Origin of the sequence: Shimia sp. (assembly GCF_022448905.1) — a bacterium.
In the GTDB taxonomy this organism is placed as follows: Bacteria; Pseudomonadota; Alphaproteobacteria; order Rhodobacterales; family Rhodobacteraceae; genus Shimia.
The window spans coordinates 54,044-80,027 of sequence record NZ_JAKVCW010000014.1; the positions used below are offsets into that span (position 1 = coordinate 54,044).

Annotated in this window: 27 protein-coding genes and 1 riboswitch; of the genes, 12 read left to right on the top strand and 15 right to left on the bottom strand. The window is 59.6% G+C overall.

The annotated features are described in order from the left end of the window. Position 1: 1 nt before the first annotated feature. From MK208_RS16305 to MK208_RS16320, 4 genes are all read left to right on the top strand, one after another. The gene (locus MK208_RS16305; RefSeq protein ID WP_294118407.1) at positions 2–1,036 is read left to right on the top strand and encodes a TRAP transporter substrate-binding protein; all 1,035 of its coding nucleotides are present in this window, start codon (positions 2–4) and stop codon (positions 1,034–1,036) included. A 101-nt stretch (positions 1,037–1,137) separates the two neighbouring features. Continuing rightward, the gene (locus tag MK208_RS16310; protein ID WP_294118408.1) at positions 1,138–2,502 is read left to right on the top strand and encodes a glutamine synthetase family protein; all 1,365 of its coding nucleotides are present in this window, start codon (positions 1,138–1,140) and stop codon (positions 2,500–2,502) included. A gap of 91 nt (positions 2,503–2,593) precedes the next feature. Further along, positions 2,594–3,976, top strand: coding sequence for an aldehyde dehydrogenase family protein (locus MK208_RS16315; RefSeq protein WP_294118409.1), 1,383 nt, complete (start codon positions 2,594–2,596; stop codon positions 3,974–3,976). 93 nt (positions 3,977–4,069) lie between these two features. Beyond that, positions 4,070–5,215 carry an iron-containing alcohol dehydrogenase gene (locus tag MK208_RS16320; RefSeq protein WP_294118410.1) on the top strand — a complete coding sequence of 382 codons (1,146 nt, stop codon included), beginning with the start codon at positions 4,070–4,072 and terminating at the stop codon, positions 5,213–5,215. On the opposite strand, the gene cobF is transcribed toward MK208_RS16320, so the two are convergent. From cobF to cbiE, 6 genes are read right to left on the bottom strand one after another with little or no spacing between them, the layout of a single operon-like run. Continuing rightward, positions 5,212–5,967, bottom strand: a complete 756-nt coding sequence (gene cobF, locus MK208_RS16325) for a precorrin-6A synthase (deacetylating) (RefSeq protein WP_294118411.1) — start codon at positions 5,965–5,967, stop codon at positions 5,212–5,214. The two genes, MK208_RS16320 and cobF, sit on opposite strands and share 4 nt — an antisense overlap. Then, positions 5,964–6,686: a uroporphyrinogen-III C-methyltransferase gene (gene cobA, locus MK208_RS16330; RefSeq protein WP_294118412.1), complete on the bottom strand. Its 723-nt coding sequence runs from the start codon at positions 6,684–6,686 to the stop codon at positions 5,964–5,966. The genes cobF and cobA overlap by 4 nt, the downstream gene beginning before the upstream one ends. Further along, positions 6,683–7,993, bottom strand: a complete 1,311-nt coding sequence (locus MK208_RS16335; RefSeq protein ID WP_294118413.1) for a cobyrinate a,c-diamide synthase — start codon at positions 7,991–7,993, stop codon at positions 6,683–6,685. Before MK208_RS16335 ends, cobA begins: the two co-directional genes overlap by 4 nt. A 15-nt stretch (positions 7,994–8,008) precedes the next feature. Then, complete coding sequence (gene cobM, locus MK208_RS16340; RefSeq protein ID WP_294118414.1) at positions 8,009–8,803, bottom strand: precorrin-4 C(11)-methyltransferase; 795 nt, start codon at positions 8,801–8,803, stop codon at positions 8,009–8,011. Continuing rightward, positions 8,800–9,159, bottom strand: a complete 360-nt coding sequence (locus tag MK208_RS16345) for a cobalamin biosynthesis protein (protein WP_294118415.1) — start codon at positions 9,157–9,159, stop codon at positions 8,800–8,802. The genes cobM and MK208_RS16345 overlap by 4 nt, the downstream gene beginning before the upstream one ends. Next, complete coding sequence (cbiE, locus tag MK208_RS16350) at positions 9,156–10,352, bottom strand: precorrin-6y C5,15-methyltransferase (decarboxylating) subunit CbiE (protein ID WP_294118417.1); 1,197 nt, start codon at positions 10,350–10,352, stop codon at positions 9,156–9,158. The genes MK208_RS16345 and cbiE overlap by 4 nt, the downstream gene beginning before the upstream one ends. Between cbiE and MK208_RS16355 the strand changes: the two genes are divergently transcribed. Then, entirely contained in the window at positions 10,351–11,088 is a 738-nt protein-coding gene (locus MK208_RS16355) for a cobalt-precorrin-6A reductase (protein WP_294118419.1), read from the top strand. The two genes, cbiE and MK208_RS16355, sit on opposite strands and share 2 nt — an antisense overlap. A gap of 57 nt (positions 11,089–11,145) precedes the next feature. On the opposite strand, the gene cobJ is transcribed toward MK208_RS16355, so the two are convergent. The 7 genes from cobJ to MK208_RS16390 are packed head-to-tail and all read right to left on the bottom strand — an operon-like array spanning position 11,146 to position 19,143. Further along, positions 11,146–11,898 (bottom strand): precorrin-3B C(17)-methyltransferase, encoded by a 753-nt coding sequence (gene cobJ / locus MK208_RS16360; RefSeq protein ID WP_294118421.1) that lies wholly within the window; start codon positions 11,896–11,898, stop codon positions 11,146–11,148. Then, the gene (gene cobI / locus MK208_RS16365) at positions 11,895–12,626 is read right to left on the bottom strand and encodes a precorrin-2 C(20)-methyltransferase (protein WP_294118423.1); all 732 of its coding nucleotides are present in this window, start codon (positions 12,624–12,626) and stop codon (positions 11,895–11,897) included. The genes cobJ and cobI overlap by 4 nt, the downstream gene beginning before the upstream one ends. Beyond that, positions 12,623–13,252, bottom strand: coding sequence for a precorrin-8X methylmutase (locus MK208_RS16370; protein ID WP_294118425.1), 630 nt, complete (start codon positions 13,250–13,252; stop codon positions 12,623–12,625). The genes cobI and MK208_RS16370 overlap by 4 nt, the downstream gene beginning before the upstream one ends. After that, a complete protein-coding gene (cobG, locus tag MK208_RS16375) occupies positions 13,252–14,385 on the bottom strand; it encodes a precorrin-3B synthase (RefSeq protein ID WP_294118427.1) in 1,134 nt (377 codons plus the stop codon). Before cobG ends, MK208_RS16370 begins: the two co-directional genes overlap by 1 nt. Further along, positions 14,382–17,666 (bottom strand): cobaltochelatase subunit CobN, encoded by a 3,285-nt coding sequence (gene cobN, locus MK208_RS16380; RefSeq protein WP_294118428.1) that lies wholly within the window; start codon positions 17,664–17,666, stop codon positions 14,382–14,384. The genes cobG and cobN overlap by 4 nt, the downstream gene beginning before the upstream one ends. Positions 17,667–17,671: 5 nt before the next feature. Continuing rightward, positions 17,672–18,766: a cobalamin biosynthesis protein CobW gene (gene cobW, locus MK208_RS16385; RefSeq protein ID WP_294118429.1), complete on the bottom strand. Its 1,095-nt coding sequence runs from the start codon at positions 18,764–18,766 to the stop codon at positions 17,672–17,674. Further along, positions 18,763–19,143: a DUF1636 domain-containing protein gene (locus MK208_RS16390; RefSeq protein WP_294118431.1), complete on the bottom strand. Its 381-nt coding sequence runs from the start codon at positions 19,141–19,143 to the stop codon at positions 18,763–18,765. The genes cobW and MK208_RS16390 overlap by 4 nt, the downstream gene beginning before the upstream one ends. A gap of 74 nt (positions 19,144–19,217) precedes the next feature. Continuing rightward, positions 19,218–19,430, bottom strand: a riboswitch (cobalamin riboswitch). A 39-nt stretch (positions 19,431–19,469) separates the two neighbouring features. Here MK208_RS16390 and cobO point away from each other — a divergent pair. Genes cobO through MK208_RS16415 form a run of 5 tightly spaced genes read left to right on the top strand, consistent with a single transcriptional unit; the run spans position 19,470 to position 22,695 of the window. Continuing rightward, positions 19,470–20,087: a cob(I)yrinic acid a,c-diamide adenosyltransferase gene (gene cobO, locus MK208_RS16395; protein ID WP_294118432.1), complete on the top strand. Its 618-nt coding sequence runs from the start codon at positions 19,470–19,472 to the stop codon at positions 20,085–20,087. A 2-nt stretch (positions 20,088–20,089) separates the two neighbouring features. Further along, positions 20,090–20,560, top strand: a complete 471-nt coding sequence (locus MK208_RS16400) for a metal-dependent hydrolase (RefSeq protein ID WP_294118433.1) — start codon at positions 20,090–20,092, stop codon at positions 20,558–20,560. Then, entirely contained in the window at positions 20,557–20,904 is a 348-nt protein-coding gene (locus MK208_RS16405) for a Lin0512 family protein (RefSeq protein WP_294118434.1), read from the top strand. The genes MK208_RS16400 and MK208_RS16405 overlap by 4 nt, the downstream gene beginning before the upstream one ends. Then, positions 20,901–21,245, top strand: a complete 345-nt coding sequence (locus MK208_RS16410) for a Lin0512 family protein (RefSeq protein ID WP_294118435.1) — start codon at positions 20,901–20,903, stop codon at positions 21,243–21,245. Before MK208_RS16405 ends, MK208_RS16410 begins: the two co-directional genes overlap by 4 nt. 1 nt (position 21,246) lies before the next feature. Then, positions 21,247–22,695: a cobyric acid synthase gene (locus tag MK208_RS16415; protein WP_294118437.1), complete on the top strand. Its 1,449-nt coding sequence runs from the start codon at positions 21,247–21,249 to the stop codon at positions 22,693–22,695. A 20-nt stretch (positions 22,696–22,715) separates the two neighbouring features. Here MK208_RS16415 and MK208_RS16420 read toward each other — a convergent pair whose 3' ends face one another. Beyond that, positions 22,716–23,693, bottom strand: a complete 978-nt coding sequence (locus tag MK208_RS16420; protein ID WP_294118439.1) for a GlxA family transcriptional regulator — start codon at positions 23,691–23,693, stop codon at positions 22,716–22,718. Positions 23,694–23,767: 74 nt separating this feature from the next. Here MK208_RS16420 and MK208_RS16425 point away from each other — a divergent pair, with 74 nt between their 5' ends. Further along, positions 23,768–24,679 carry a 3-keto-5-aminohexanoate cleavage protein gene (locus MK208_RS16425; protein ID WP_294118441.1) on the top strand — a complete coding sequence of 304 codons (912 nt, stop codon included), beginning with the start codon at positions 23,768–23,770 and terminating at the stop codon, positions 24,677–24,679. Between the two features lie 284 nt (positions 24,680–24,963). Here MK208_RS16425 and MK208_RS16430 read toward each other — a convergent pair whose 3' ends face one another. After that, positions 24,964–25,428: a DUF1203 domain-containing protein gene (locus MK208_RS16430; protein ID WP_294118442.1), complete on the bottom strand. Its 465-nt coding sequence runs from the start codon at positions 25,426–25,428 to the stop codon at positions 24,964–24,966. Between the two features lie 203 nt (positions 25,429–25,631). On the opposite strand from MK208_RS16430, the gene MK208_RS16435 reads away from it, so the two are divergent. After that, entirely contained in the window at positions 25,632–25,961 is a 330-nt protein-coding gene (locus MK208_RS16435) for a hypothetical protein (RefSeq protein ID WP_294118443.1), read from the top strand. Positions 25,962–25,984: the final 23 nt, after the last annotated feature.

Consider the following 25,984-nt stretch of genomic DNA (forward strand, 5'->3'; position numbering starts at 1 on the left):
GATGACGACAAGACGTAAGTTTCTTCAGACCGCTGGTGTTGGGGCGATGGCCGCACCACTGGCGACCCCGGCGCTCGCACAGAGCACCATCAAATGGCGTATGCAGACCTATGCAGGTCCGTCGCTGGCCGCGCATGTGATTGATCCAGCGATCAACATGTTCAACAAGATCGCAGGCGACCGCATGCAGATCGAACTGTTCTACGCCGATCAGCTGGTCCCGACCGGTGAGCTGTTCCGTGCGATGCAGCGCGGCACTATCGATGCGGTTCAGTCGGACGATGACTCCATGGCGTCCCCAACCGAAGTGACCGTGTTTGGCGGCTACTTCCCGTTTGGCTCGCGCTACAGCCTCGACGTACCTGTGCTGTTCAACCAGTACGGCCTGAACGAGATTTGGGACGAAGAGTATTCCAAAGTGGGCGTGAAGCACATCAGCGCCGGCGCATGGGACCCATGCCACTTTGCCACCAAAGACCCAATCAACTCGCTCGACGACCTCAAAGGTAAGCGCGTCTTCACCTTCCCAACTGCAGGCCGCTTCCTGAGCCAGTTTGGCGTGGTGCCAGTGACCCTGCCATGGGAAGACATCGAAGTTGCGGTTCAGACCGGCGAGTTGGACGGTATCGCATGGTCCGGCATCACCGAGGACTACACGGTGGGTTGGGCCGACGTGACCAACTACTTCCTGACCAACAACATCTCCGGTGCTTGGGCGGGCAGCTTCTTTGCCAACCAGGGCCGTTGGAATGAGCTGCCAGAAGATCTGCAGACCCTGTTCCGTGTGTGCTGTGATCAGTCGCACTACTACCGTCAGTGGTGGTATTGGGGGGGCGAAGCCAACCTGCGCGTCAATGGCACCAAGATGCAGCTGACCACCATTCCGGATGACGAATGGGCACAGGTGGAAACCGCAGCCGTGAAGTTCTGGGACGAGATCGCAGCCGAAAGCCCAACCAAGGCGAAAGTTGTGGAAATCTTCAAGAAGTACAACGCGGACATGCAGGCGGCTGGCCGCCCATACCGTTACGGCTAAGGTCCCTTAGCGATGAAAACTGCGAAGCCCCGGTTGTTGTGCCGGGGCTTCGGTGACAAAACACGCCACGCGAAGGCCCGATACAAAGGAATGCGCATCAGATGTCTGGCAACCTGACTCTAGAAGAACTGGGCGCGCTGAGCGCCAGCGGCGAGATCGACACTGTTCTGGCCTGTATTGTGGACATGCAGGGCCGCCTGATGGGCAAGCGTTTTGTGGCGCAGCATTTTGTCGACAGCGCCTGGGAAGAGACCCATTGCTGCAACTACCTGCTGGCGACCGATCTGGAGATGCACACAGTGGAAGGCTACGCCTCCACCAGTTGGTCGGCGGGCTATGGCGACTACATCATGAAGCCGGACCTCAGCACACTTCGCAAAGCGGCCTGGCTGGAAGGCACTGCGCTGGTGATTTGCGACGTGATGGACCATCACGGCCATCACGACATCGAACACTCCCCGCGTGGTATGCTGAAGAAGCAGGTGGCGCGGCTGGCGGAAATGGGCTTTGAAGCCGTGTCCGCAACCGAGCTGGAGTTCTTTATCTTTGAGCAGAGCTTTGAAGAGCTGAGCAAATCCGGCTACCGCGATCTGACCCCGATCAGCGCCTACAACGAAGACTACCACATCCTGCAGACGACCAAGGAAGAAGGCGTGATGCGCACCCTGCGCAACGGTCTTTATGCGTCTGGTATTCCAATTGAAGGCTCCAAAGGCGAGGCCGAGACCGGGCAGGAAGAGCTCAACATCCGCTACGGCAGCGCGATGGACGCGGCGGAAAACCACACCGTTGCAAAGCACGCCGCCAAGGAAATCGGCTGGCAGCAGGGCCACGCGGTGTCGTTCTTGCCAAAGTGGCGTCACGACAAAGTTGGCAGCGCCAGCCACGTGCATCAGTCGCTCTGGACCAAAGACGGGGTGCCTGCATTCTACGACGCTGATGCGGATCTCGGCATGTCCGAGCTGGCGCGCCACTATCTGGGCGGCTTGCTGAAGTATGCCGATGACATCACCGTGTTCCTCGCGCCCTATGTGAACAGCTACAAACGCTTCCAGAAGGGCAGCTTTGCACCCACAGCGAAGGTCTGGTCGGTGGACAACCGCACGGCGGCTTTCCGTCTCTGCGGGGACAGCACCAAAGCCGTGCGCGTTGAATGTCGTGTGCCAGGCGCGGATATGAACCCTTATCTTGCGATTGCCGCGCTGTTGGCCGCAGGCATCAAGGGCATTGAGGAAAAATGTGATCCGGGCGCGCCGTTGAGCGGGGATGCCTATGAGAACAGCAATGCGCAGATCCCGACTACGTTGAAAGACGCAACCGAGGCCCTACGTGGGTCCAAGATGCTGCGTGAGGCTATGGGCGATGCGGTGGTCGACCACTATGTGCGCATGGCGGAATGGGAGCAGGAAGCCTTTGAGGCGGTTGTGACCGATTGGGAAATTGCCCGCGGGTTTGAGCGGGCCTAAGACCGGCGCGAGGGGGCGACCCTTCGCTTTTCCGGCGGACTAGTGAACTAAGAAAAGCGGGGCAGGTGCCCCCTCTGGATGGAGTGTTGCCATGAGCGGCATGTTGACGTGTATTTCTCCGATCGACGGATCGGTCTTTGCAGAACGCCCTGTGTTGAGCGCGGATGAGGCCTTTGCTGCCGCGAAACGCGCAAAGGAGGCACAGAAAGCTTGGGCGGCGCGTCCGTTGCAGGAGCGCGTGGATCTGGTGAGGGCCGGTGTCGCGGCTGTTGGCGCAATAAACGATGAAATCGTTCCTGAGATTGCCAAGATGATGGGCCGTCCGGTGCGTTATGGCGGCGAGTTTGGCGGCTTTAACGAGCGCGCGAGCCATATGGCATCCATCGCGGCGGAGAGCCTTGCGGATATTCAAGTTGGCGAGGACTCCACCTTCAAACGTTACATCAAGCGCCTTCCGCATGGGGTGGTCTTTGTTGTCTCGCCTTGGAACTACCCTTACATGACCGCCATTAACACTGTTGCGCCTGCGCTGATTGCGGGCAACACGGTGATGCTGAAACACGCGACGCAAACGCTGGTCGTTGGCGAGCGCATGGCGCAGGCGTTCCACTCCGCCGGTGTTCCGGAAGACGTGTTCCAGAATGTGTTCCTGAGCCATGACGTGACCAACGAGCTGATCGCGGGCAATGCGTTTGACTTTGTGAACTTCACCGGCTCTGTGGGTGGCGGTCAGGCGATGGAGCGCGCGGCCGCGGGCACTTTCACCGGCGTTGGCACCGAGCTGGGTGGCAAAGATCCGGGCTATGTCATGGAAGACGCAGACGTGGATGCGGCGGTGGATACGCTGATCGACGGCGCGATGTTCAACTCGGGCCAGTGTTGCTGTGGTATTGAGCGTATTTACGTGCATGAGAGCCTGTATGACGATTTTGTCGCCAAGGCGGTTGAGATTGTGCAAGGCTACAAGCTGGGCAATCCGCTGGAGGAAGACACCACCATTGGCCCAATGGCGAACGTGCGTTTTGCCAATGAGGTTCGAGCGCAGATTTCTGAGGCCTTGGAAGCCGGTGCCACCGCGCATATCGAGACTTTCGCCGAAGATGACGGCGGGGCCTATCTGACGCCACAAATTCTGACCGACGTGACGCATGAGATGCGCGTGATGCGCGATGAGAGCTTTGGTCCGGTTGTTGGCATCATGAAGGTGTCCTCCGATGAGGAAGCCATCGCGCTGATGAATGACAGCGAGTTTGGCCTGACCGCGTCGCTGTGGACCAAAGACGTGGAGCGCGCCGAGCGCGTGGGCAACGAGATCGAGACCGGCACCGTGTTTATGAACCGCGCCGACTACCTTGATCCGGGTCTGTGCTGGACCGGCTGCAAAAACACTGGCCGTGGCGGTGGGTTGTCGGTGATCGGCTACCAGAACCTGACACGACCAAAGAGCTATCACCTGAAAAAGGTGACTGTGTAAATATGGGGATCCGTTCTCTGTCAGTGCTATGAGAACGGATAAACCGGGTGCCGGAGACAGAATGTCCCGGCATCCACATTTTGAGGAAGAACAATGACACTCACTGGAAACTGGTCTTATCCGACCGCGATCCGTTTTGGGGCTGGCCGCATTGGGGAATTGGCAGAAGCCTGTGCCCAGGCTGGCATGAAAAAACCGCTGCTGGTGACCGACAAAGGTCTGGCAAACCTGCCAATCACCGTGGCTACGCTGGACCTGTTGGAAGCTGCTGGTCTTGGCCGTGGGCTGTTTGCCGAAGTTGACCCAAACCCAAATGAGCTGAACCTGACAGCCGGTGTGGAAGCCTATAAGGCGGGTGGCCACGATGGCGTGATTGCCTTTGGTGGCGGCTCTGGTCTTGATCTAGGTAAAATGGTGGCCTTTATGGCGGGCCAAACCCGTCCGATCTGGGACTTTGAAGACATCGGCGATTGGTGGGCCCGTGCGGACGCCCACGCGATTGCGCCGATTGTGGCGGTGCCAACCACCGCGGGTACCGGCTCCGAAGTGGGCCGCGCCAGCGTGATCACCAACAGCGTCACCCATGAGAAGAAGATCATCTTCCACCCGAAGGTGCTGCCATCTGTGGTGATTTGTGATCCGGAACTAACTGTGGGCATGCCACAGTTCATCACTGCTGGCACCGGTCTGGACGCCTTTGCACACTGTGTCGAAGCCTACTCCAGCCCGCACTACCATCCAATGAGCCAGGGCATTGCGCTGGAAGGCATGAAGCTGGTGGTGGAGAACCTGCCGCGTGCTTATGCTGACGGACGTGACATTGAAGCCCGTGCGGAGATGATGAGCGCCGCGATGATGGGGGCGACCGCTTTCCAAAAGGGCTTGGGCGCGATCCACGCGATGAGCCACCCGGTTGGCGCGATGTTCAACACCCACCACGGCACCACCAATGCGGTTTGCATGCCCGCGGTTCTGGAGTTGAACGCGTCGGTGATTGCGGAGCGGTTTGACCGTGCGGCGGGCTATCTCGGCATCGAAGGCGGCTTTGATGGTTTCTGCGCCTTTGTGCAGGGCTTCAACGACAGCATGGGCATCCCACGCAAGCTCTCTGAGTTGGGCGTGACCACGGATGCGATCCCTGAGCTGGTAAAAGGCGCGTTGATTGACCCGTCTTGCGGCGGCAACCCGGTTGAGTTGACCGAAGCCAACTTGACTGCGCTGTTTGAAGCGACAATCTAAGTCGATTTGCGCAGTAGGTAGATATCCATAATCCACCCGTTAGAGGCCCGTGCATCCGCGCGGGCCTCAACGATTTGGGCAGAGACCTCAGACAAAGGGCCTTCGATTAGGACCTGTTGATCCATGCCGACATAGCCCCCCCACCAGATGTGGATGCCACTTGGGTCGAGGTTTTGGAACGAGCATTCGCCGTCCAGCATCACCGCCACAGTGGGCGTATCGACTGGCCAGCCTTCATCCCGCAGTTTGCGGCCTGTGGTGATTTGCACCGCACCACCGAGGGTGTTGAGCGGGATGGCGTGGGCCGCTGTCAGCATTTGTAAGGACGTGATGCCGGGGATAACTTGCACGTTAAGGTCGATACCGCGTGCGATCAGGCGGTCTGCAATGCGCAGGGTGCTGTCGTAAAGCGACGGGTCGCCCCAGACCATCAGCGCGACACTGCCGTTGTCTGGCACGTGGCTGGCAATCAGGTCCTGCCAGATGGCGGCCAGCGCGTCGTGCCATGTGTTCACGCCGTCGAGGTATTTCGGCGTGTTGGCATCGCGCACCGGATAGTCAAATTCAACAATCTTTGGCGACGTGCTGAGCAGCTCGCTGGCAATCATCCGACGCAGGTCGGCAAGTTCGGTTTTCTCATCCCCTTTGCGCGGCAACAGGATCACGTCGGCGCCTTCCAGCATCTTGATCGCTTGAAGCGTCAAGTGATCGGGGTTGCCGGAGCCAATGCCGACCAAAGATAGGTTGATCATGCGCTTACCGCCAACTCGCCAAAGAGGATGATGCCAGGGGCCTTGGTGATCTCCTTGCTGAGCTGGTCTGCCAAGGCCTCCATGGTGGTGCGGGTCAGAGTTTGATCCGGGTGGGAAACGTTTTCAGCCAAGAGAGCAGGGCAGTCGCGGCGCAGGCCGGACGCGAAAAGCTTCTCGGCCAGTTCCGGAAAAGTGCGCTTGGGCATAAACAAAACAGTGGTCGCACCAGGATCGGTCAGCGATTGCAGGTGCAGATCGCCGGGCAAGGCGCCTGCCACGTCATGGCCGGTCACAAATTGCACACGCCGCGCCACAAGGCGGCGGGTGAGCGGAATACCTGCGGCAGCTGCGGCCGCACTTGCCGAGGTCACGCCGGGGATGATCTCAAAGTCGATGCCATGTTCTTTGAGTGCGGTGATCTCTTCTTCAAGGCGGCCAAAAATGCCGCAGTCACCCGACTTCAAACGCACCACATGGGCGCCTGTTTTGGCATAGTCCACGAGAAGTTGGCTAACATGATGCTGTTTCGGACTTGGCCGTCCCGCGCGTTTGCCAACCCCCACCAGATCGGCGTCCTTGTTGGCGTGCTCCAGGATGGGACCGGAGGACAGGTCGTCAAACAGAACCGCTTCGGCCTTGCCAAGGCGGTTCACGGCTTTGAGGGTCAAAAGCTCGGGATCGCCTGGACCGGAGCTGACGAAGCTGACAAATCCGCTCATGAGGTGGCCTCTGCGATCAGGTGGAAGAAGGTGCCAGTGACATGGCCTTTGATGGAGCCGGTTTCCGGGACAGGGTTGCCATCCGCGTCGCCCACTTGGGCCAGAGGTTCGTCCGGTTCTTCCAAAATGGTGGTGTAATGAAACTCGTGCCCACGAAGACGCGCGCCGGTGTCAAAACCCAGCATCGGGGCATTGAGGGTGGCCTGGCGGTAGCCGAGGTGAAATTTGCGTTTCTCGTAAGAAGTCACAAGGCCGAGTAGCCCAGCCATTTCATGGCGGATGCCGTCTTTATCGATCAAAGCAGTTCCGAGCGCCATATAGCCGCCGCACTCTCCGTGCACCGGTTTGGTTTTGGCATGTTTGCGCAGGCCGGTGAGATAGGTTTGGTTGGCGGCGAGTTTGCTGGCGTGCAGCTCCGGGTAGCCGCCGGGCAGCCAGACCAGATCGGCGCTTGGATCAGGCGCTTCATCCGCAAGGGGCGAGAACGGCAGAATTTCCGCACCGGCGTTGCTCCAGCCGGTTAAAAGGTGGGGGTAGGTGAAGCTAAAGGCGGCATCGCGCGCCAAAGCAATGCGCTGCGCAGGTGGTTTGGGCAGGGTTCCGGTTTTGGTGTCGCCTGAGCGCGCAGCGGATTTAATCGCTTCGAGATCGACGTGTTCACGCAAGAAAGCCGCATAGCCGGTGATGGCCTCTTCCAAATCTGGATGCTCCACCGCCTGGATCAGCCCGAGATGGCGTTCTGGCAGGGTTAGGTCGCCACGACGCGGCAACACGCCAAGTACGTTCACGCCAGCTTTGTCCATACCCAGTCGCGCAAGGCGCTCGTGGCGCGGTGAGGCGCAGCGGTTGAGGATCACGCCAGCAAACGGAAGATCGGGATTGTAGGTTTTGAACCCCAAAGCTGTGGCCGCAGCAGATTGCGCTTGGCCGCCCACGTCGATCACCAAGACCACCGGCCAGCCCATCATCAGGGCGGTCTCCGCCGAACTTCCAAAGCCGTTTTCGCCGCGCGTGGCAACGCCGTCAAACAGGCCCATACTGCCTTCGGCGACCACAATGTCGGCACCTTGGGCTTGCTCAGAGATTCCACCAGCCAGCGCAGGCGGCATGGCCCAAGTGTCGAGGTTGAAGGCCGGGCGGCGCGCGGCAGCATGGTGAAACGCCGGGTCGATGTAATCCGGGCCTGATTTGAACGGTTGCACTTTCAGTCCGTCTTCGGCCAATGCACGTAGGAGGCCCAACATAACCGTGGTTTTGCCGGTGCCGGAGGAAGGGGCGGAGATCAGAATACCGGGAGGCATGGTCATGTCAGTTATCTTTCTTTAGTCGTCGCCGTGTTGCCAGCTGGACCACGGGCTGTCAGCGGTCTGCGGGCGATAGCGGCGGTCATATTCGGTGGCGTAGAGGCAGCTTTCGTCAAAGCCTTCACCTGCGAGTGCGGGGCCTACGAGGATCAGCGCGGTGCGGGTTATGTTCTCGGTCACATCGTCTTTCAGGCTGGCGAGCGTCGTGCGGATGACTTGCTGGTCCGGCCAACTGGCGCGGTATACCACGGCGACAGGGCAGGTGGTCCCATAGGCTGGTGTGAGGTCTGCAATCACCTTATCGAGATTGCCAATCGATAGGTGAATTGCCAATGTCGCGCCGGTGGCGGCGAAGTTGGTGAGTGTCTCGCCTTTTGGCATGGACGACGCGCGGCCCGGTGTTCGGGTCAAAACCACGGATTGGGCGAGGCCGGGCAGGGTTAGCTCGGATTGCAGGGCGGCAGCTGCGGCGGCAAAACTGGGCACGCCGGGAGTCACGGATACCGGGATGCCTTCGGCCTTCAGGCGGCGGATTTGCTCTCCCATGGCGGACCAGACGGACAAGTCGCCGGAATGCAGGCGGGCCACGTCTTGACCAGCCTCATGGGCCACTTTGCACTCGGCCACGATGGCGTCGAGGTCCAGCGGTGCCGTGTTGATCACGCGGGCGTTGTCGGGGCAATGTGACAAGATGGCGTCGGGTACTAAGGAGCCCGCATAGAGGCAAACCGGGCAGGATGCGATCAGGTCGCGGCCCCGCAAAGTGAGCAGATCTGCGGCACCAGGGCCTGCGCCAATGAAGTGAACAGTCATAGGGGCTCTCCTTGCGCGATGGCGCAGGTGGCAAGGCGGTCGGCGGAAACGACGCGCGATGTGGTCAGGCAGGCGTTGTTAAGGGCTGCAAGCGCACAGGCTTCAGCCACCGAGCCGGTACCGCGTTGTTCATGCACCTTGGCGGATTGGGTTGGCGTTTCAACAGCTTGCATTGCGCCCGCTTCAATTTCCAAAACTGGTAAGTTGTGTGCTTGAGCAAAGGATTGCAGCGTTTTGCTTTTCGCTTTGTCCGCAGGCGTAGCGATGGCGTCGACCTTGGCCGCCGTCAATGCGAGTGCATCGCTCAGGCTGTGCTCCGTAGCGGAGGCCCGGAATCCAAAACCAGCGACGATCATTTCTGCACACTCCACTGCACGATGGGATAACTGGATTTCCAGCCCCGCTTGCGGCCCAAAGGCTTAGATTGCGCCAGTTCGATGCGCAAGAGGTCGCCGCCTTTGTCGGCCTGCCAATTTGCCAAAAGCACCTCGGCTTCGAGCGTGACGGCATTGGCCACAAGGCGCGCGCCCATTGGCAGGGCTGCCCATACGGTTTGCAACATCTCTTCGGAGATGCCGCCGCCGATGAACACGGCATCCGGCGCGGGCAAACCTTCCAAGGCGTCGGGAGCGGCGCCAGTGACGACGGAGAGACGGTCCGCGCCAAGGTTCGCGGCGTTTTTTGCAATGCGGTCCGCACGCGTTGGCTCAATTTCAACGGAGGTCGCCTGTGTGCTCGAATGCGCGAGCAGCCATTCAATCGCAATGGAGCCGGAGCCGCCGCCGATGTCCCAAAGGTGTTCGCCTGGGAGAGGGGCCAGAGCGGAGAGGGTCAGCGCACGCACGGGGCGTTTGGTGATTTGGCCATCGTTGTCAAAGAATGCGTCATCCTTGCCACCCACCGAGGTGAGGGCAGGGCCGCCGGACGCATCTATGGCGACGCAGACCGGATGTTGGATGTTCTCTAAATCAAATGCATCAGCGCGCGTTTCACGGATGCGCTGACGCGGTCCACCAAGGGCTTCGAGCACATGTAACGTGCTTGCGCCAAAGCCAATCTCTGTGAGCCATGCGGCCAAGGTTGGCACAGCCTCGCCATCGCGCAGCGTCACAATCGCGCGGGTGCTGTTGGCCAGATGCGGGCGCAGGCGCGTGAAGGGTGCGGCGTGTAAGCCAAGTGTGATGGCGCTTTCCAGCGGCCAGCCGAGGGCGGCGGCAGCGAGCGACATGGTGGACGGGGCGGGCAGGGTCTGCCACTCACCACGGTCCAAGTGTTTGGTCAGTGACGTGCCCGCGCCGTGCCAGAAGGGATCGCCAGAGGCCAAGGCTACAGTTTTGCGCCCTCGCTGTTCGAGCAGAAATGGGATGCCGTCAGCAAATGGCACCGGCCAGGTGATGATCTCTGCCGATAGGTCTGGCAACAGCGATAAATGCCGTTCAGCCCCCATAACCACCTCGGCCTCCTCAAGCGCTTTGCGGCTTGCGGGCGACAGGCCTTCTGGGCCATCTTCGCCCAACCCGACAATAGTCAACCACGGATTTTCAGACATGGCGCCCAAACTCCTTCTTCTCGGTGGGACAACCGAGGCCAACCTCTTGGCACGCGCCTTGGCGGAGCGCGACGTGGACGCTGTGTTTTCTTACGCCGGACGCGTGGCCAGCCCCAAGGCGCAGCCGTTGCCCACGCGGGTGGGCGGCTTTGGCGGTGTGGCAGGATTGGTCCAGTATTTGCAGGAGCATAACATCACCCATGTGGTGGACGCCACGCATCCCTTTGCCGCGCAGATGAGCTGGAATGCGTTTGAAGCTTGTCATCATCAGGCTGGCACGGAATTGATGGCGCTGACGCGACCTGCCTGGCAAGCGCGGGTCGGAGATCGATGGACGCATGTGTCCGACATTGACGGCGCCGTTGCGGCGTTGGCCGGCGATCCCAAACGGGTTCTTTTGGCGCTGGGCAAGTTGAATGTACCCGCCTTTGCGGCGCAGCCGCAGCATCAGTACGTTTTGCGCTTGGTGGATCAGCCGGAAGCGCCACCGGCGCTGCCCAGTCACACGGTTGTTGTCGCGCGCGGGCCGTTTGATGTGGCGGGCGACCGCGCGTTGATGCAGGAGCAAGGCATTGAGCTGGTGGTCTGCAAAAACGCGGGCGGTGTCGGCGCAGAAGCCAAACTGACTGCGGCCCGCGAACTCGGCATCCCAGTGATCATGATTGATCGACCAAACTTGCCGCCGCGATCCGAGGTCGCGACTGTGGATGCCGTGCTGGAGTGGGTCACAAGTTGACGGGCGCAATCCTGAGAGGATGCGCTTTGTCGCCGTTTGACTGGCGCCCCAAGTCACCTAGCCCTCCACCGAGCGCGGGGTGTAGACCATGGGTGCGCCATCACGCTCAATAATCCGGGTTTGGCTGGACCCCACAAGCACAACCGTGCGCATGTCGGCCATGTCTGGCGTGGTCTCTTGCAAGGGCACAATGTTGATCGTTTGGTCCGGGCGGGAGACGTTCCGGGCAAAGATCATCGGACGATTGTCGCCGCAGCTTTCCTTGAGCGTTTTGAGCGCTTTTTCAAAGCCTTCCGGGCGAGACTTCGAGCGTGGATTGTAAAACGCCATGGCAAAATCAGCTTCGGCCGCCAGATGCAAGCGCTTCTCGATCAGCTCCCATGGTTTGAGGTTGTCGCTGAGGTTGATGGCGCAGAAATCATGGCCTAGTGGCGCACCGCAAGCCGCAGATGCCGCGAGCATGGCAGTGATGCCTGGCAACACGCGAATGTCGAGATCGCGCCACGCAGGCTCGCCGTGCTCAACCGCCTCAAACACTGCCGCCGCCATGGCAAACACGCCGGGATCGCCGGAACTGACCACCACCACACGTTTGCCCTCGGAGGCCATTTCCAACGCATGGCGGGAGCGGTCAATTTCCACGCGGTTGTCAGACGGGTGCAGGGTCAGGTTCGGGTTTTGCGCCACCCGTTCCACGTAGGGAATATACCCAACCGCATCGGTGGCCTCGGCCAAAGCGGCCTGCACCTGTGGGGTCACGAGCGCGTCGTCGCCGGGGCCGATGCCGACAATCTGAACCCAGCCACTCATGGCCGCCGTCCTTGTCCGTGCACCACAATGATGGAGAAATAGGGCGTGCCGTGATCCGTTGTTTCCGACAGTTTTTTGACGCTCTGTTTTTGCATGGTGGCAAACTGCACCAACCAGGCTTCTTCATAGCGGTTTGAGGCTTTCAAGGCACGGATGACCTTGTCGTAGTTGGTGCCAATTTTCATCACCACCATTGCGTCCGTGTCAGCCATGTGACGGGTGAGTTTTTCTTCGTCCAACGTGCCCATCAGCACGGTCAGCACGTCGTCGCCCCATGTAATTGGGGCTTCGGTGGCAGTCCAGGCGCCGGACATGCCGGTGATCGCGGGCACAACCTGGGTTGGCACCACGTCGCGCACGCGAGCGTAGATGTGCATGAAGGAGCCGTAGAAGAACGGATCGCCTTCGCAGAGCACCACCACGTCTTCGCCGGTTTGCGCCAGCGCGATCAGGTGTTGGGTGACGTCTTCATAGAAGGCAGACAATGCCTCGTTGTAGCGCGGGTCATGCACCGAGATTTCCGTGGTGACTGGGTACTCCATTGGAAACTCAATTGCCGTTTCTGGCAACATGCCATCGACAATCGCGCGTGCTTGTCCTTTGCGACCTGCTTTGCGGAAAAAGGCCACGTGTTTCGCGTTGGTAATAAGCCGATGCGAGCGCACGCTCATCAGGTCGGGATCGCCGGGGCCAAGCCCAACGCCGTAAATTGTGCCGGTTTGGGTCATTCTTTGCGGCTCGCGATGGCGTTGATAGCAGCTACGGTCATGGCGGAGCCGCCAAGACGGCCATCCACGATCATGCAGGGCACGGGTTGATCGTTCCAAAGCGCGTCTTTGCTCTCCATCGCGCCGACAAAGCCCACCGGGCAGCCGATGATGGCAGCAGGGCGCGGGCAGTCCGGGTCTTCGAGCATGTTCAGAAGGTGGAAGAGGGCGGTCGGTGCGTTGCCAATGGCCACGATGGCGCCACCCAATTTGTCGCGCCAATGTTCCAGCGCCGCAGCGGAGCGGGTGTTGCCGATTTTTGCCGCCAGCTCATAGATGCCTTCGGCGTGCAGGGTGCAGATCACCTCGTTGTCGGTAGGCAAGCGTGGGCGGGTCACACCCTCGCTGACCATGCGCGCGTCACAGAAGATCGGCGCGCCGTCTTCCATGGCTTTGCGCGCAGCGGCGACCATACCGGGGGTGAATTTCACATGCTTTTCCAAACCAACCATGCCGGCCGCGTGGATCATACGCACCACAACCTGTTCTTCGTCTTTGTCAAACCCGGCCAGATCGGCCTCGCGCCGGATGGTGGCGAAGCTTTCGTCATAGATCGCCTGACCGTTTTTTTCGTATTCGTAAGGCACTAAAGCTCTCCTCGGGCTTCAAGTAAGGTGCTCGGCGTGAGGCCGGTTTTCACAGGCGCATCCCATGGGCGGCCGTTTTTCACAAGATCAAATGCGCCGTCATTGCCGACCAATGTTGTCGCACAGGGGCGCGGCAGGGCGCAGCCTTTGGCACAGCCGGAGACGTGCAGGGGCGTTGGCAAATGGTTCGCCAGTTGGCGGGCCAGTTGGCGAGTCTCTACGGTTGCGGAATTGCACAACGGGGCGCCAGGGCAGGCGTCCACATGCAGCAGCGGATCATGCGTGTCGGTGATAAAGGCGTCAGTTTCAACAATGTCTGCTCCCTCCAGCAGGAACAACCGCCATGGGGTGACACGCATCGCCTCTGCTTTGGTTGCGGTTATCAGGTTGGCCAGTTGCGCCGCTTCGATCTGACCAAACGCCACGCCAAACAAGGCGCCAATTTCTGTGTCACCGGGCACTGGCGGTTTTTGCAATGCGGCGGGGGGCACGGCTTGCCAGTCCGCAGGCAAAGGCGTCAGAGCCACATGTGCGGCCATACGGCGGCGGGTCGGCCCATCCGTGTCAACAAACCACCGCGCCATCTCCAACAGGGCGTCGACGGCGGCGTCCACAGTCACAACGCGACCACGAGAGGCGCCATCGGCGCGTAGGATAAGGCCGCCATTGGTGTCGCGTTCAAAGCGGAAGTCTGCTGATTTGTCAGAGAGTTGCGGGCCGCCTTGAATGTCGATGGCGTAACCCATTTTGGGCGGCAGGTCTGGGAGTTCACCAAGGCGCGCGACCAATTCGGACGCCACGCGATGTGTGTCATCGTCTTCGCGCCACATCGGCGGGATAAGGATATTGCGACGGCTTTCGAGGGCAGGATCGTCTGGCAGCAGGTCGAGTTTGTGTAGCTCTACCAGAACTGCCTCGTGATCTTCTTCTTTGACGCCGCGAATTTGCAAATTGGCGCGGCTCGTCAAGTCGATCAGGCCAGAGCCAAATCGGTCTGCTGTTTCGCACAAGCCCAGAATCTGTTCCTGCGTCAAACGGGCCATAACTGGGCGCACGCGCACCACCAGACCATCGCCGGACATCATCGGTTTATAGGCGCCGGGGCACCAGCCTTTGGCGTCCGGACGGCTCATGAAGCTTGCTCCAGATTGGCAAGAATGGAGTTGCGGCGGGTGATCCACAGGCCAGCGTCATGAAGCGCAGCAAAACGATCGCGCATGGCGGCCAGCGCTTGTGGGTTTTCACGCTCAAGGAAGGCGACAATATCGTCGTTTCCCAAAGTGGCATCATGGTAGGCGTCAAATAGCTGGGGTGGCACGGCGCCAGCCAGATTGGCAAAAGCGCCCATATGATCCAGCGTTGCAGCAATCTCCGCACCGCCACGGAAGCCGTGGCGCATCATCCCGGCAAGCCAATCCGGGTTGGTCGCGCGGGCATGTACTACGCGAGCGATTTCCTCGGTCAAGCTGCGCGCACGCGGGTTTTCAGGATTGGTGTTGTCGACATGATACAGGTTTGCGTTGCCACCCGTTATGGCTTGCGCCGCGGCAAACCCTGCCTCGTGCGCAGCATAATCTGAGGCCACAAGCACATCGGTTTCCGGAAGGTCTTGCAAATGTACAAAACTGTCCGCCGCGCCAACCCGGTCGCGAATGCCATCAAGGTCTTTGGTACCTTCGCCGGTGTCGAGCGCGTAGGAAGAAGCGTTGAGCCAAGCCTCGCCAGCGGATTTTCGGCCTTCGTCGGAGTAGTTTTCGATCTCGTGTCCCATGCCAAGCCCGTAGCTGCCCGGCGCAGGGCCGTAGACACGCGGAGCGGTGATGCGGCCCGCAAATGGGTTCCAGTCTGCGGCCTCGTCGCGCTCTGCAAGCGCTTTCACGGCTTGGCCAAAAAGCGTTGAGAGCGTTGAGAAGACGTCGCGGAACAGGCCCGAGACCCTCAAGGTGACGTCGATGCGTGGTCGGTCCAGCAACGCGATGGGCAAGATTTCCACACCAGATACACGCTCACTGCCCTCGTCCCAAACAGGTTTCGCGCCCAGAAGATGCAGCGCCATGGCAAATTCTTCGCCTGCTGTGCGCATGGTGGCGGAGCCCCAGAGGTCCACGATCAGGTTTTTGGGGTAGTCGCCTTCTTCTTGCAAATGGCGGCGCACCAGCTCTTCTGCAAGTTTCACACCCTGTGCGTAAGCAGACCGCGACGGAACCGAGCGCGGGTCCGTGGTATAGAGGTTGCGCCCCGTAGGCAGCACATCATGCCGGCCTCGGTAAGGTGAGCCGGACGGACCTGCTTCAATGCGTTTGCCTTCGAGCGCTTTGATCAGCGCGTCACGCTCGGCATTCGCGGAGGGGGCGGCATCAAAGCTTCCCTCGGTTAGTGGCGCGCGACCATAAATATGCAAGCCGTCGCCAAATTGGCTTTCTTTGATGTCGCAGACAAACGTGTCGATGCGCGTGATGGCTTCGGCCAGAGATGTCGCGTCGTCCAGACCCAACTCCGCTTGCAAACCAAGCGCTTCGGCCTCGTCGCGAATGTCGGTTTGCAGCCGGTCTCGGCGTTTGGGGTCCAACCCGTCGGCATTGGAGAACTCATCAAGGATGGTTTCCAAACGGGCAAATCGCTCTGGCGTCGCGGATTGTTTGAGCGGCGGTGGCACGTGCCCAAGCGTCAGCGCGTTGATCCGGCGTTTGGCTTGGGCGGCCTCACCGGGGTCGTTCACGATAAACGGGTAGATCACAGGCAGATCGCCAATCAGCGCTTCGGGCCAACACTCTGCGGACAGCGCCACGGATTTGCCCGGCAGCCACTCCAGAGTGCCGTGGGCGCCAACATGGATCAGCGCGTCAGAATTGAGCGCATGGCGGAGCCAGAGGTAGAAGGCGACATAGCTGTGGCGCGGCACGCGGGAGAGGTCATGGTACTCATCTTCGCGTTGCTGATCGCTGCCACGTTCGGGCTGCAAGGCCACAAGCACGTTGCCGCGTTTGGTGGCTTTGAAGTGGAATGCACCGTCGGCAAATGTTAAGTCGTTTTCAGGAGCGCCCCAAACTTCGGTCAGGTCGTCGCGCAGTGCTTCGGGGAGCGTTGCCAACGTGGCGTGGTAGTCCGCTAGAGACCAGGACAGAGTTTCCGTCAGTAACGCGTCTTCGAGTTTGCCCGCATGTGCGGTTTGAAATCCAGCGTTCTGCAAGTCGCCAAGAACAGCTTCCACACTGGCGAGAGGATCTAGTCCAACTGCATGCGCCATGTTCCAGTCTTTGCCCGGATAGGTGCTCAGAACGCAGGCGATCTGTTTGTCCGTATTGGCTTTCTGCGCAAGCGACACCCAGCCTTCAACTTTGTCGGCCACGGACGCAATGCGTTCTGGCAAGGCGCGATGGGCAAAGCGGGAGTACTCCAGCGCTTGGTCTTTCTTGCCCGGTTCCTTGAATGAACTCACGCCTGCAAACAGACGCCCGTCCACTTCTGGCAGCACGACATGCATGGCGAGGTCCGCTGGCGCCAAGCCGCGCTCGGATCCGGACCAGGCTTTTTTGCGTGAGGTGGCGAGCGCGACCTGGAACACTGGCGCATCGGTGGCATCCAAAGGGGAGGTGCCATTGTCACCTTTGCCGGAGAAGGACGTGGCGTTCACTATGGCGTCGGGGGAGAGCTGTTGGAGCGTGTCCGCCATCCATGCTGCAGACGCTGGCACTTTCAGCGATGGCGCAAAAAGACCAATCACGTCAAAGCCACGGCCACGGAACTCCTCAAACAGCGCTTCAATAGGGGCGGTATCTGCAGAGCTTACATAGGCGCGGTAAAACGTCAGCGCGATCAGTGGTTTGTCGGTACTGCGGCCCGCCAACGGGTCACACAGGCCAGTTTCAGGAGTCCAGCCGCCGTGATCTGGCAGGGCTTTGGAGCCCATCACTGGTTTGGCATATAGCCCCGCAGCCAGAGCCAGTTGTGCCAATGCAGCCTGTGCCGCAATCGCGCCGCCCGTGTCACACAGGTGTGTCAGGCGATGGAGCGTCGAGGCGGGCAGGGTGGAGACTTCGTCCAACCGCTCATCAGGCCGACCGTCGGCTGGCAACACCGCCAGCGCGATGCCTTTTTCCAGCGCCAAGGCCTGCACCTGTTGGATGCCATATTGCCAGTAGGAAATGCCCCCGATCAGGCGGATCAAGATGGCCTTGGCGCCCACCAATGTCTGTTCGATGTAGGTGTCTACCGACAGCGGATGTTTGAGCGCCGTCAGATTGGCCAACCGCAGCGTGGGCAAGTCTCCGTTGCTGCGGTGCCAGCCTGCCGCGAAAGCTCCAAGGTCACTGTCAGAGAAGGACAGCACCACAAGATCGGCCGGGGTTTGACCCAGATCCATTGGAGTGTCGGCCTCATCCAGACCATGGCTTTCGCGAAAGACAACGTGCATGGGGTTTAGTCTACCAGAGCTGCGCGGATCGCTTCGACGTTTACGTCACCCTGTTCGGCAATCACGACCATGCGGCCCTGGCGGCCTTCTTCGGGTTTCCATGGGCGGTCGAACTGATGACGCACCCGCGCACCAACCGCTTGCACCAACAGACGCATCGGTTTGCCGGTCACAGCCGCATAGCCTTTCACGCGCAAGATGTTCTGATCTTTGGCCATTTTCTCAATCTTGGCCGCAAAAGCCGCTGGATCAGCTTGCTCCGGCACGTCCACCACAATGCTGTTAAACGCATCGTGATCGTGGTCATGGCCGTGATGATGGTGGTGATCGTCGTCGTGATCATGGTCGTGATCGTGGTGGTGATGATGGTCCTCGTGATGGGACGGACGCGCATCAATGTCGTCTTCCGCAGCCGCTTCGAGCCCCAGAATCACACGAGGGTCGACTTCGCCTTCGGCCACTTCGACAACTGGCAACGCACGTGGGGCAGCTTTCAGCACGATGTCTTTGGCTTTGGCGGTGCCGTCGGGGCCAGCCAGGTCAGGCTTGGTCAACAACACGATGTCGGCGCAGTTGATTTGATCCTGAAAGACTTCCGACAACGGCGTCTCATGGTCCAACCCTTCATCGGCTTCCCGCTGCGCATCCACTGCGGCAACGTTGGTGGCAAATCGGCCATCGGCGACGGCTTCGGCATCGGCGAGTGCAATCACGCCGTCCACGGTGATCTTGGAGCGGATATCGGGCCAATCAAACGCCTTCAAAAGCGGCTTTGGCAGAGCCAGACCGGAGGTTTCAATCAGGATATGTTCCGGGCGTGGTTCCAGCGCCATAAGCGCTTCGATGGTTGGGATAAAATCATCCGCCACGGTGCAGCAGATGCAGCCGTTGGCCAGCTCCAGAATATTTTCCGCCGGGCAATCCGGAATGGCGCAGGATTTCAGGATCTCGCCATCCACACCCACATCGCCAAATTCATTTACGATCACGGCAAGGCGCTTGCCCTGCGGATTCTGCATCAGGCCACGCACCAAAGTGGTTTTACCGGAGCCGAGAAAACCGGTGATGACGGTGACGGGGAGTTTCTCAAGGGTGCTCATTCAGGGATCTCCAGTGGTGGAATGCGCGCGATGCAATTTTTACGAAAGTGAGTGGACCGCTCGCGCCATGGCACAAGACCATCGGCAGTGGCGGCGTATTTGGTGACGCCTTCAGCAACGAGATCAACGTCGGCTCCGGTGAAGTTGCCGTAGACATAAGTCCAGCGTTCGTCACCGCCCCGGATTGTGATCGAACAGCCTTGGTCACAATTGGAAAAACAGGCCACGCCTTTCACGGTTACATTGTCAGGCAAGTCCGCTGCGCAAAGGTCGTCAAACAGTTGCGTGCCTGGGCGGGGGCCTTCGACGTCCGTCGGCTGTCCGGCACGACAAGAGGTGCAGACAAGCAGATCGACAGGCGCAGATGCGTCAGCCATGGGTTCGGTCCTTTTTCTGGACAAGGCAGGCGTGGGACTCCCTTGGGCAGCCCGACACCGAAACACCCCGTCCGGTACATGTCATGTCCGCTGGCAGGTCTCCCGGCTTGCGGATTACGGCATCTGCCTGCGGCCCACCTGCCTTCCCGGATATCTCCAGTGACTGTGGTGGACCTCTCCGGTCACGGTCGCGGGGGCGGCTGCGCTTTGGGCCTTGACGTTGGGCCCGTTTCACATTCCCTTTTCACCTGCTCAAATGAGCAGGAACCAGCAACATCCCGAATGGGCAATCATGGCGGTTAAGTCAAGCGGGAACGGAGAGGCAGATGTCTGATAGCGTCGAACAAAATGAACGCCACAAGGCCAAGATGGCGAAAATCAAAGCCGCACGCGACCGAATGATGGCCACGAAGACCGAGGAAAAAGGTCTGATCATGGTGCACACTGGGCCGGGCAAGGGCAAATCATCCTCCGGCTTTGGCATGATCATGCGCTGTATTGCGCACGAGATGCCGGTGGCTGTGGTGCAGTTCATCAAGGGCGCGATGGCCACAGGCGAGCGTGCGTTTTTGGAAGAGCATTTTCCGGAAGAGGTGAAATTTCACGTGTCCGGCGAAGGGTTTACCTGGGAAACGCAGGACCGCGAGCGTGACATCGCCAAGGCCGAAGCGGGCTGGGAACTGGCGAAGCAGTTGATCCGCGATCCCGCGAACCGCTTTGTAATGCTCGATGAAATCAACATTGCGCTGCGCAACGACTATCTGAACATTGACGACGTGGTCGATTTCCTTCTGAGCGAAAAGCCAGAGATGACCCATGTTTTGTTGACCGGGCGCAATGCCAAACCGGAGCTGATTGAGGCGGCGGATTTGGTGACCGAGATGACTTTGGTGAAGCATCCGTTCCGCGATGGGATCAAGGCGCAGGCTGGGGTGGAGTTCTAATAATGTTGGTTGCGCACCTGCCGGCTGGCTATCTTGCCGCTAAGAGCGCACAGGCAGCCGGTGTTTCCAAAGCTGTTTTCTGGGGAATTCTGATCGGGAGCATCGCCCCGGATTTGGATATGCTTTGGTTTCATTTGGTGGACAATCGCAGCACGCATCACCATGAGTATCTGACCCATCGCCCTATCATTTGGGCTGGTTTTTTGCTTGTCGGGCTGGTCCTCAGGAGGTCGTTCATTGCAGCCGTTGGCGTTGGTGCGCTATTCCACCTGATGTTGGACAGCATAGCCGGGAAAGTAAGCTGGGGTTGGCCGTTTTTTGACGGTACCACGACGCTTGTGACCGTGCAGGCCACACATGATCATTGGATCAAATCCTTCATGGCACATTGGACGTTCAAGGTTGAACTTGTCATCGTGGCTGTCGCCTTGATTGTTTTTGTCCGTTCAGTTTTCAAAGGCAAATCAACATGATAAAACGCTTGCTCACCGAATTCGGCATGGGCTCGTCGCTGCGGCGGCTGGACTATACAGAAGCAGCGTCGCGGGCTGTGAAAGACGCGTTGTGGCACAATTCGATCAATCTCGCGGAGCTGTTTGGCAAAGACAAATCCGAGATGATCATCACCGTAGAGGTGGCCGTGCAGCAGCCTGAGAAAGTCGACGTAGACGTCATTGCCGCGATCTTTCCCTATGGCCAAGTCACTGTAAATCCTGTGAAAGGCGGATTGGATGTGCCGCGTGAGGATGGTGGCAACCCAACGGTGATTGCCAATGTGGCGATCTCGGTTGCGCTGGATGTGGAGGTTGCGGCATGAGCGATCAGCGTTTCATCATCGAAATGGGCATGGGCAACGACCAATATGGTCAGGACTATACCAAGGCCGCCGCGCGGGCGATTGAAGATGCGATCCGCCATTCCGCGATCCCGATGTTTGCCGCGCTGGGTAAAGACCCCAAAGAGATGCGAGTGCAGGTGACGGTCGGCGTGCAGGAACCAGAGAAGGTGGATTGCGTCGCCTTGGCAGAGAAGTTGCCGCGTGGGCGGGCTGAGGTCAAAGCTGTGTTCGGCGGTATGAATGTGACCAATCCGGATGACGGCAATGTGTTGGTGATCGCTTCCGCAGCCGTTGAGGCATTTTTGCCCAAGCAGGTGTGACGTGACCAAAGCACTTATGATTCAAGGCACGGGCTCCAATGTCGGTAAGTCGATGTTGGTGGCGGGGCTGTGCCGGGCGGCGGCGCGCCGGGGGCTGTCTGTGGCACCATTTAAGCCGCAAAACATGTCCAATAATGCCGCCGTGACCAGCGACGGCGGCGAGATTGGCCGGGCGCAGGCGTTGCAGGCTTTGGCTTGTGGCAAAGCGTTAACGGTGGATATGAATCCGGTGCTGTTGAAGCCGGAGACCGATGTGGGGTCTCAGGTTGTGGTGCAGGGCAAACGGCTGACCACGGTGAAGGCGCGCGAGTATGCGAAGCTGAAACCACAGCTGATGGAGGCTGTGCTTGAAAGCTTCAACCGACTGAAATCAAACAATGATCTGGTGATTGTCGAGGGCGCGGGCAGCCCGGCGGAGGTCAATTTGCGCCAGGGCGACATTGCCAATATGGGCTTTGCGCAGGCGGCGAATGTGCCGGTGGTTTTGGCTGGCGACATCGATCGGGGCGGCGTGATCGCGCAGATCGTTGGCACGCAGGCGGTGATTTCCGAAGAGGACGCGGCGCTGGTGGCGGGCTTCCTTGTGAACAAATTTCGCGGTGATCCCAGTTTGTTTGATGATGGTTACGAGCTGATTAAAGACACGACCGGATGGGCGGGCTTTGGGGTGTTGCCGTATTTTGGCGAGGCTTGGAAATTGCCCGCCGAAGATGCGCTCGACATCAAGAACGCCAAAAAGGTTGGCGGGTTGAATGTGGTTTGCCTTGGGCTGTCGCGAATTGCGAATTTTGACGATCTGGACCCGTTGGCGCAGGAGCCGGGCGTGTCGTTGACGATGTTGCGGGCAGGGGAGCCGATTCCGGGCGACACAGATGTGGTGATCATTCCAGGCAGCAAATCCACGCGTGGCGATCTGGCGTTTCTGCGGGAGCAGGGCTGGGATGTGGATCTTCTGGCGCATGTGCGCCGTGGCGGCCATGTGCTGGGGATTTGTGGCGGATATCAGATGCTTGGCCGAGAAGTGCGCGATCCAGACGGCATCGAAGGCCCGGCTGGCACGACGGAAGGTCTGGGCCTGCTGGACGTGATTACCGAGATGACACCGGACAAGCGGTTGACGGAAACCGCCGCACAGCATGTGGCCTCGGGGCAGGCGTTTCGGGGCTATGAAATCCACATCGGGCGCACGGATGGGGCGGATCGGGCGCGGCCGTTTGCGACTGTGGATGGGCGTGATGAGGGGGCTGTGTCTGAGGATGGACGTGTGTCCGGCAGCTATTTGCACGGTATGTTCCGGGACGACGGGTTCCGGCGGGCGTGGTTGGCGGCATTGGGTGCGGAGGTGGGCAACGAGGGCTATGACGCCACCGTGGAAGCGGTGTTGGATCGCTTGGCCGATCACATCGAGACCCATCTGGATGTGGACGGCTTGTTGGCGGTAGCGCGTTAGAGGCTCATAAAATCAGTGGCTTAGTGTCGTTTGTTGCGTAAGGATCGCACAGAGGCGCCATGCGCGGCTTTGAAGGCGCGGGCAAAGCTGGTGGGGCTGTTGAAGCCTGTGGCCAAGGCGATGTCGCGCACCGGGGTTTGCGTGTCTGTCGCGAGGCGCAGAGCCTCTTCGAGGCGCATGGTCAGGTAGACCGCTTGCGGCGACTTGCGCAGGTGGGTTTGGAAGTTGAGTTCCAAAGTGCGTGTGGAAAGCCCTGTTTTTGTTGCAATTTCCGGGATGGATAGTGGGGATTCTAGGGTTTGGCCCATAAGGTCCAGCGCCTTGATCACCTTTGGGTGATGATGGATCGCACGGGGGATGGAGATGGGGCGTTGGGCGCTGGCGGGCATGGGGTCGTAGACAAAGGCGCTGCTGACGCGGCGGGCGAGATCCGCGCCGTAGCGGGTCTCAATAAGGTAGAGCATCATGTCGATGCAGGGGCTGGCGCCGCCGGATGTGGCAATGCGGTCAGAGATGCAGAATCGGTCTCGGAGCGTTGTAACCTTCGGGAATTGTTGGGAGAATTTTTCGATGTCCTCCCAGTGGGTGGTGGCGTTGTGACCGTCCAGTAAGCCGGCTTCTGCCAGAATCCACGGACCACCGTCGATGGCGGCGATGGTGGTGCCGGTGGCATAGAGCCGTCGCAGGGAGGCCGATAGGCGTGGGGTCGCTTGCTCTTCTAATCGAAAGCCAGCCACGACCAACAAAAGATCGCAGCGCAGCAGTTGGTCAATGGCTAACCCGTTGATTTGTAATCCACTTGTGAGCGAGGCTGGGGCATCGGTTGCGGTGTAAAACTGCCAGTCAAACAGGTTTTTTCCGGCGCGGCGATTGGCGGCGCGCATGGGGTCCACGGCGGCGGCGAAGCTGAGCGTGTTGCAGTCATCCAGCACCAGAATGGCGACGTTCAGAGGGGCCGGGTCGTGGCGGAAAACGCTGGTTTCTGCGAAAATAGACATATTGGCTTCGTAGAATGAAAAGTGTTGCGCAGCAAGTGCGGTACGCTTGGGCAAGGAACACGAAAGGAATCGCCATGCCTTTGCAAATGAACCGCGAGGTTTTCATCACCTGTGCCGTGACCGGATCGGGTGGCACGCAGGATCGCAGCCCGCATGTGCCGCGTAGCCCAAAACAGATTGCTGAGAGCGCGATTGCGGCGGCCAAAGCCGGTGCGGCAGTGGTGCATTGCCACGTGCGTGATCCGGAGACTGGCGCACCGAGCCGCGACCTTGGCTACTACCGCGAAGTTACCGACCGTATTCGCGACAGCGAGGTGGATATGGTGCTCAATCTGACCGCCGGCATGGGGGGTGACATTGTGTTTGGCGGCGTGGAAAGCCCGCTGCCCACGGTCGATGGCACAGACATGGTGGGCGCCACGGAACGGGTGGCACATGTGGCGGAATGCTTGCCGGAAATCTGTACATTGGATTGCGGCACGATGAATTTTGCCGAAGCCGATTATGTGATGACCAACACCCCCGGCATGCTGCGTAGCATGGGAAAAATGATGACTGATCTTGGGGTTAAGCCCGAGATTGAGGCCTTTGACACCGGTCATCTGTGGTTTGCCAAGGAGCTTGTCAAAGAAGGCGTGCTGGCGCCGGATGCACTGGTGCAGCTGTGCATGGGCGTGCCGTGGGGCGCACCGGATGACCTCAACACCTTCATGGCGATGGTGAATAATGTGCCGGATGAGTGGACGTTTAGCGCGTTCTCGCTGGGCCGCAATCAGATGGCTTATGTGGCGGCGGCGGTGCTGGCGGGCGGCAATGTGCGCGTGGGGCTTGAGGACAATCTGTGGCTTGGCAAAGGCGAGTTGGCGCAGAACTGGCAACTTGTGGAGCGGGCGGGCACCATCATTGAAAACATGGGCGCGCGGGTGATTGGGCCTGCGGAGGTGCGCGAGAAACTGGGGCTGGTGAAGCGAGCACCCAAAGGGTGAGTGTTGCGGCAACAGCTGCGCACGCAGGCTTAGGAATTGGCGGTTTGGGGGGGGTGCACAGAGCGGCGCAACACGTCGGTAAGGTGTCTGTATCGCGACTGTTTTGCGGAGGTGCGCATGTTCGCGTGAATTTGGGCGCAGGCATTTTAACCTTTAAGGCAGCGCGCGACCCTAGGTGGGTGCTGGAAGCGCCCTCCCGTCAAACCGAAGGTTTGCCTCCGGCAAAACGGGAGGGTCGGGCGCTGCCAGTTTCGCAAAGCGAAACCGGCTTGGTCAGGGCTAGGCTAGTCAGGTTTCACCCGACACAAAAAACAGTTGTTGGACGCGCTGCGCACATCAACAAAGGCGATGTCGTCACGGGCGAGCAGGTTTTCGGCGTAACGCGCAATGTTCGCGGTCAGGGTCACTTGGCCCGTTCCATAGACAATACGCTCGTCCGCAGAGTAGCCGCGTACAATATAGGTTGGCGCTGTCAGGATGTCGGGCAGGGTGCTGGACGGCGCGGTGCCAGCACAATCTTCGCACAAAAAAATCGGGCCGGTCTCGGTGTAGGCGTTTTGGCCTTCAAACGGGCGATGTGCGAGGATCAGGAAGGGCCTGCCTTTGGGCGTGACCTTCAGGCAGGATCGGCAAGGGATGCCGTCGCCGTCGCTGATCGCGACCTCCACAGTGTTGCCGTAGGCGTCGGTGCGGCTGTTGCGGATGGCGTCCACGTGATCGGCGGGCAATGGGTGAAACTGGATGGTCATGTAAGCGCTCCTTTTGAGGGGACGCTATGACGTGGCGTGGGCATGCGGCGACCCGTTTCCTGCTAATTAAGTGGAGACACGGACAGGCAGCGCCAGAGGCATGTCTGAAGAGCAAACCGATTGGGGTTGAAAATGCGCTTGAAGTGGATCTGAGATGTGGGTCTAGCTACTTTGAGTTGTTTGCATTTCCAAAGAGGGTCTTCATGTTTGCAGTTTTGACTTTGGCGGTATTGGTTGGCGTGATGGCTGCCTTGACGAGTTATCTTCAGTACGATGCTGTTTGGTGGAAGGGCATTTTGTGGTCAGCGCTTATTATGGCGATTTCGCTCGGCCTGATCGCAGCCGGAGGGCATGAACCGGCCACTTCGGACAATCCGCTGACTGTTTCTGCCTCAATTGGGATAGCGGCTGCGATCCTTCTGGCGCTTGTAAGTTTGGCAACAATTGCGGCGCGAAAGCGGTTTTCGGAACGTCAAACAGTTTCGGCGGCATTTTGTGCCGGCATGGTGCTTTTTCTAGTGGGTCTTTTTTGAGGCGGTCAAAAAGCAGGAGATGA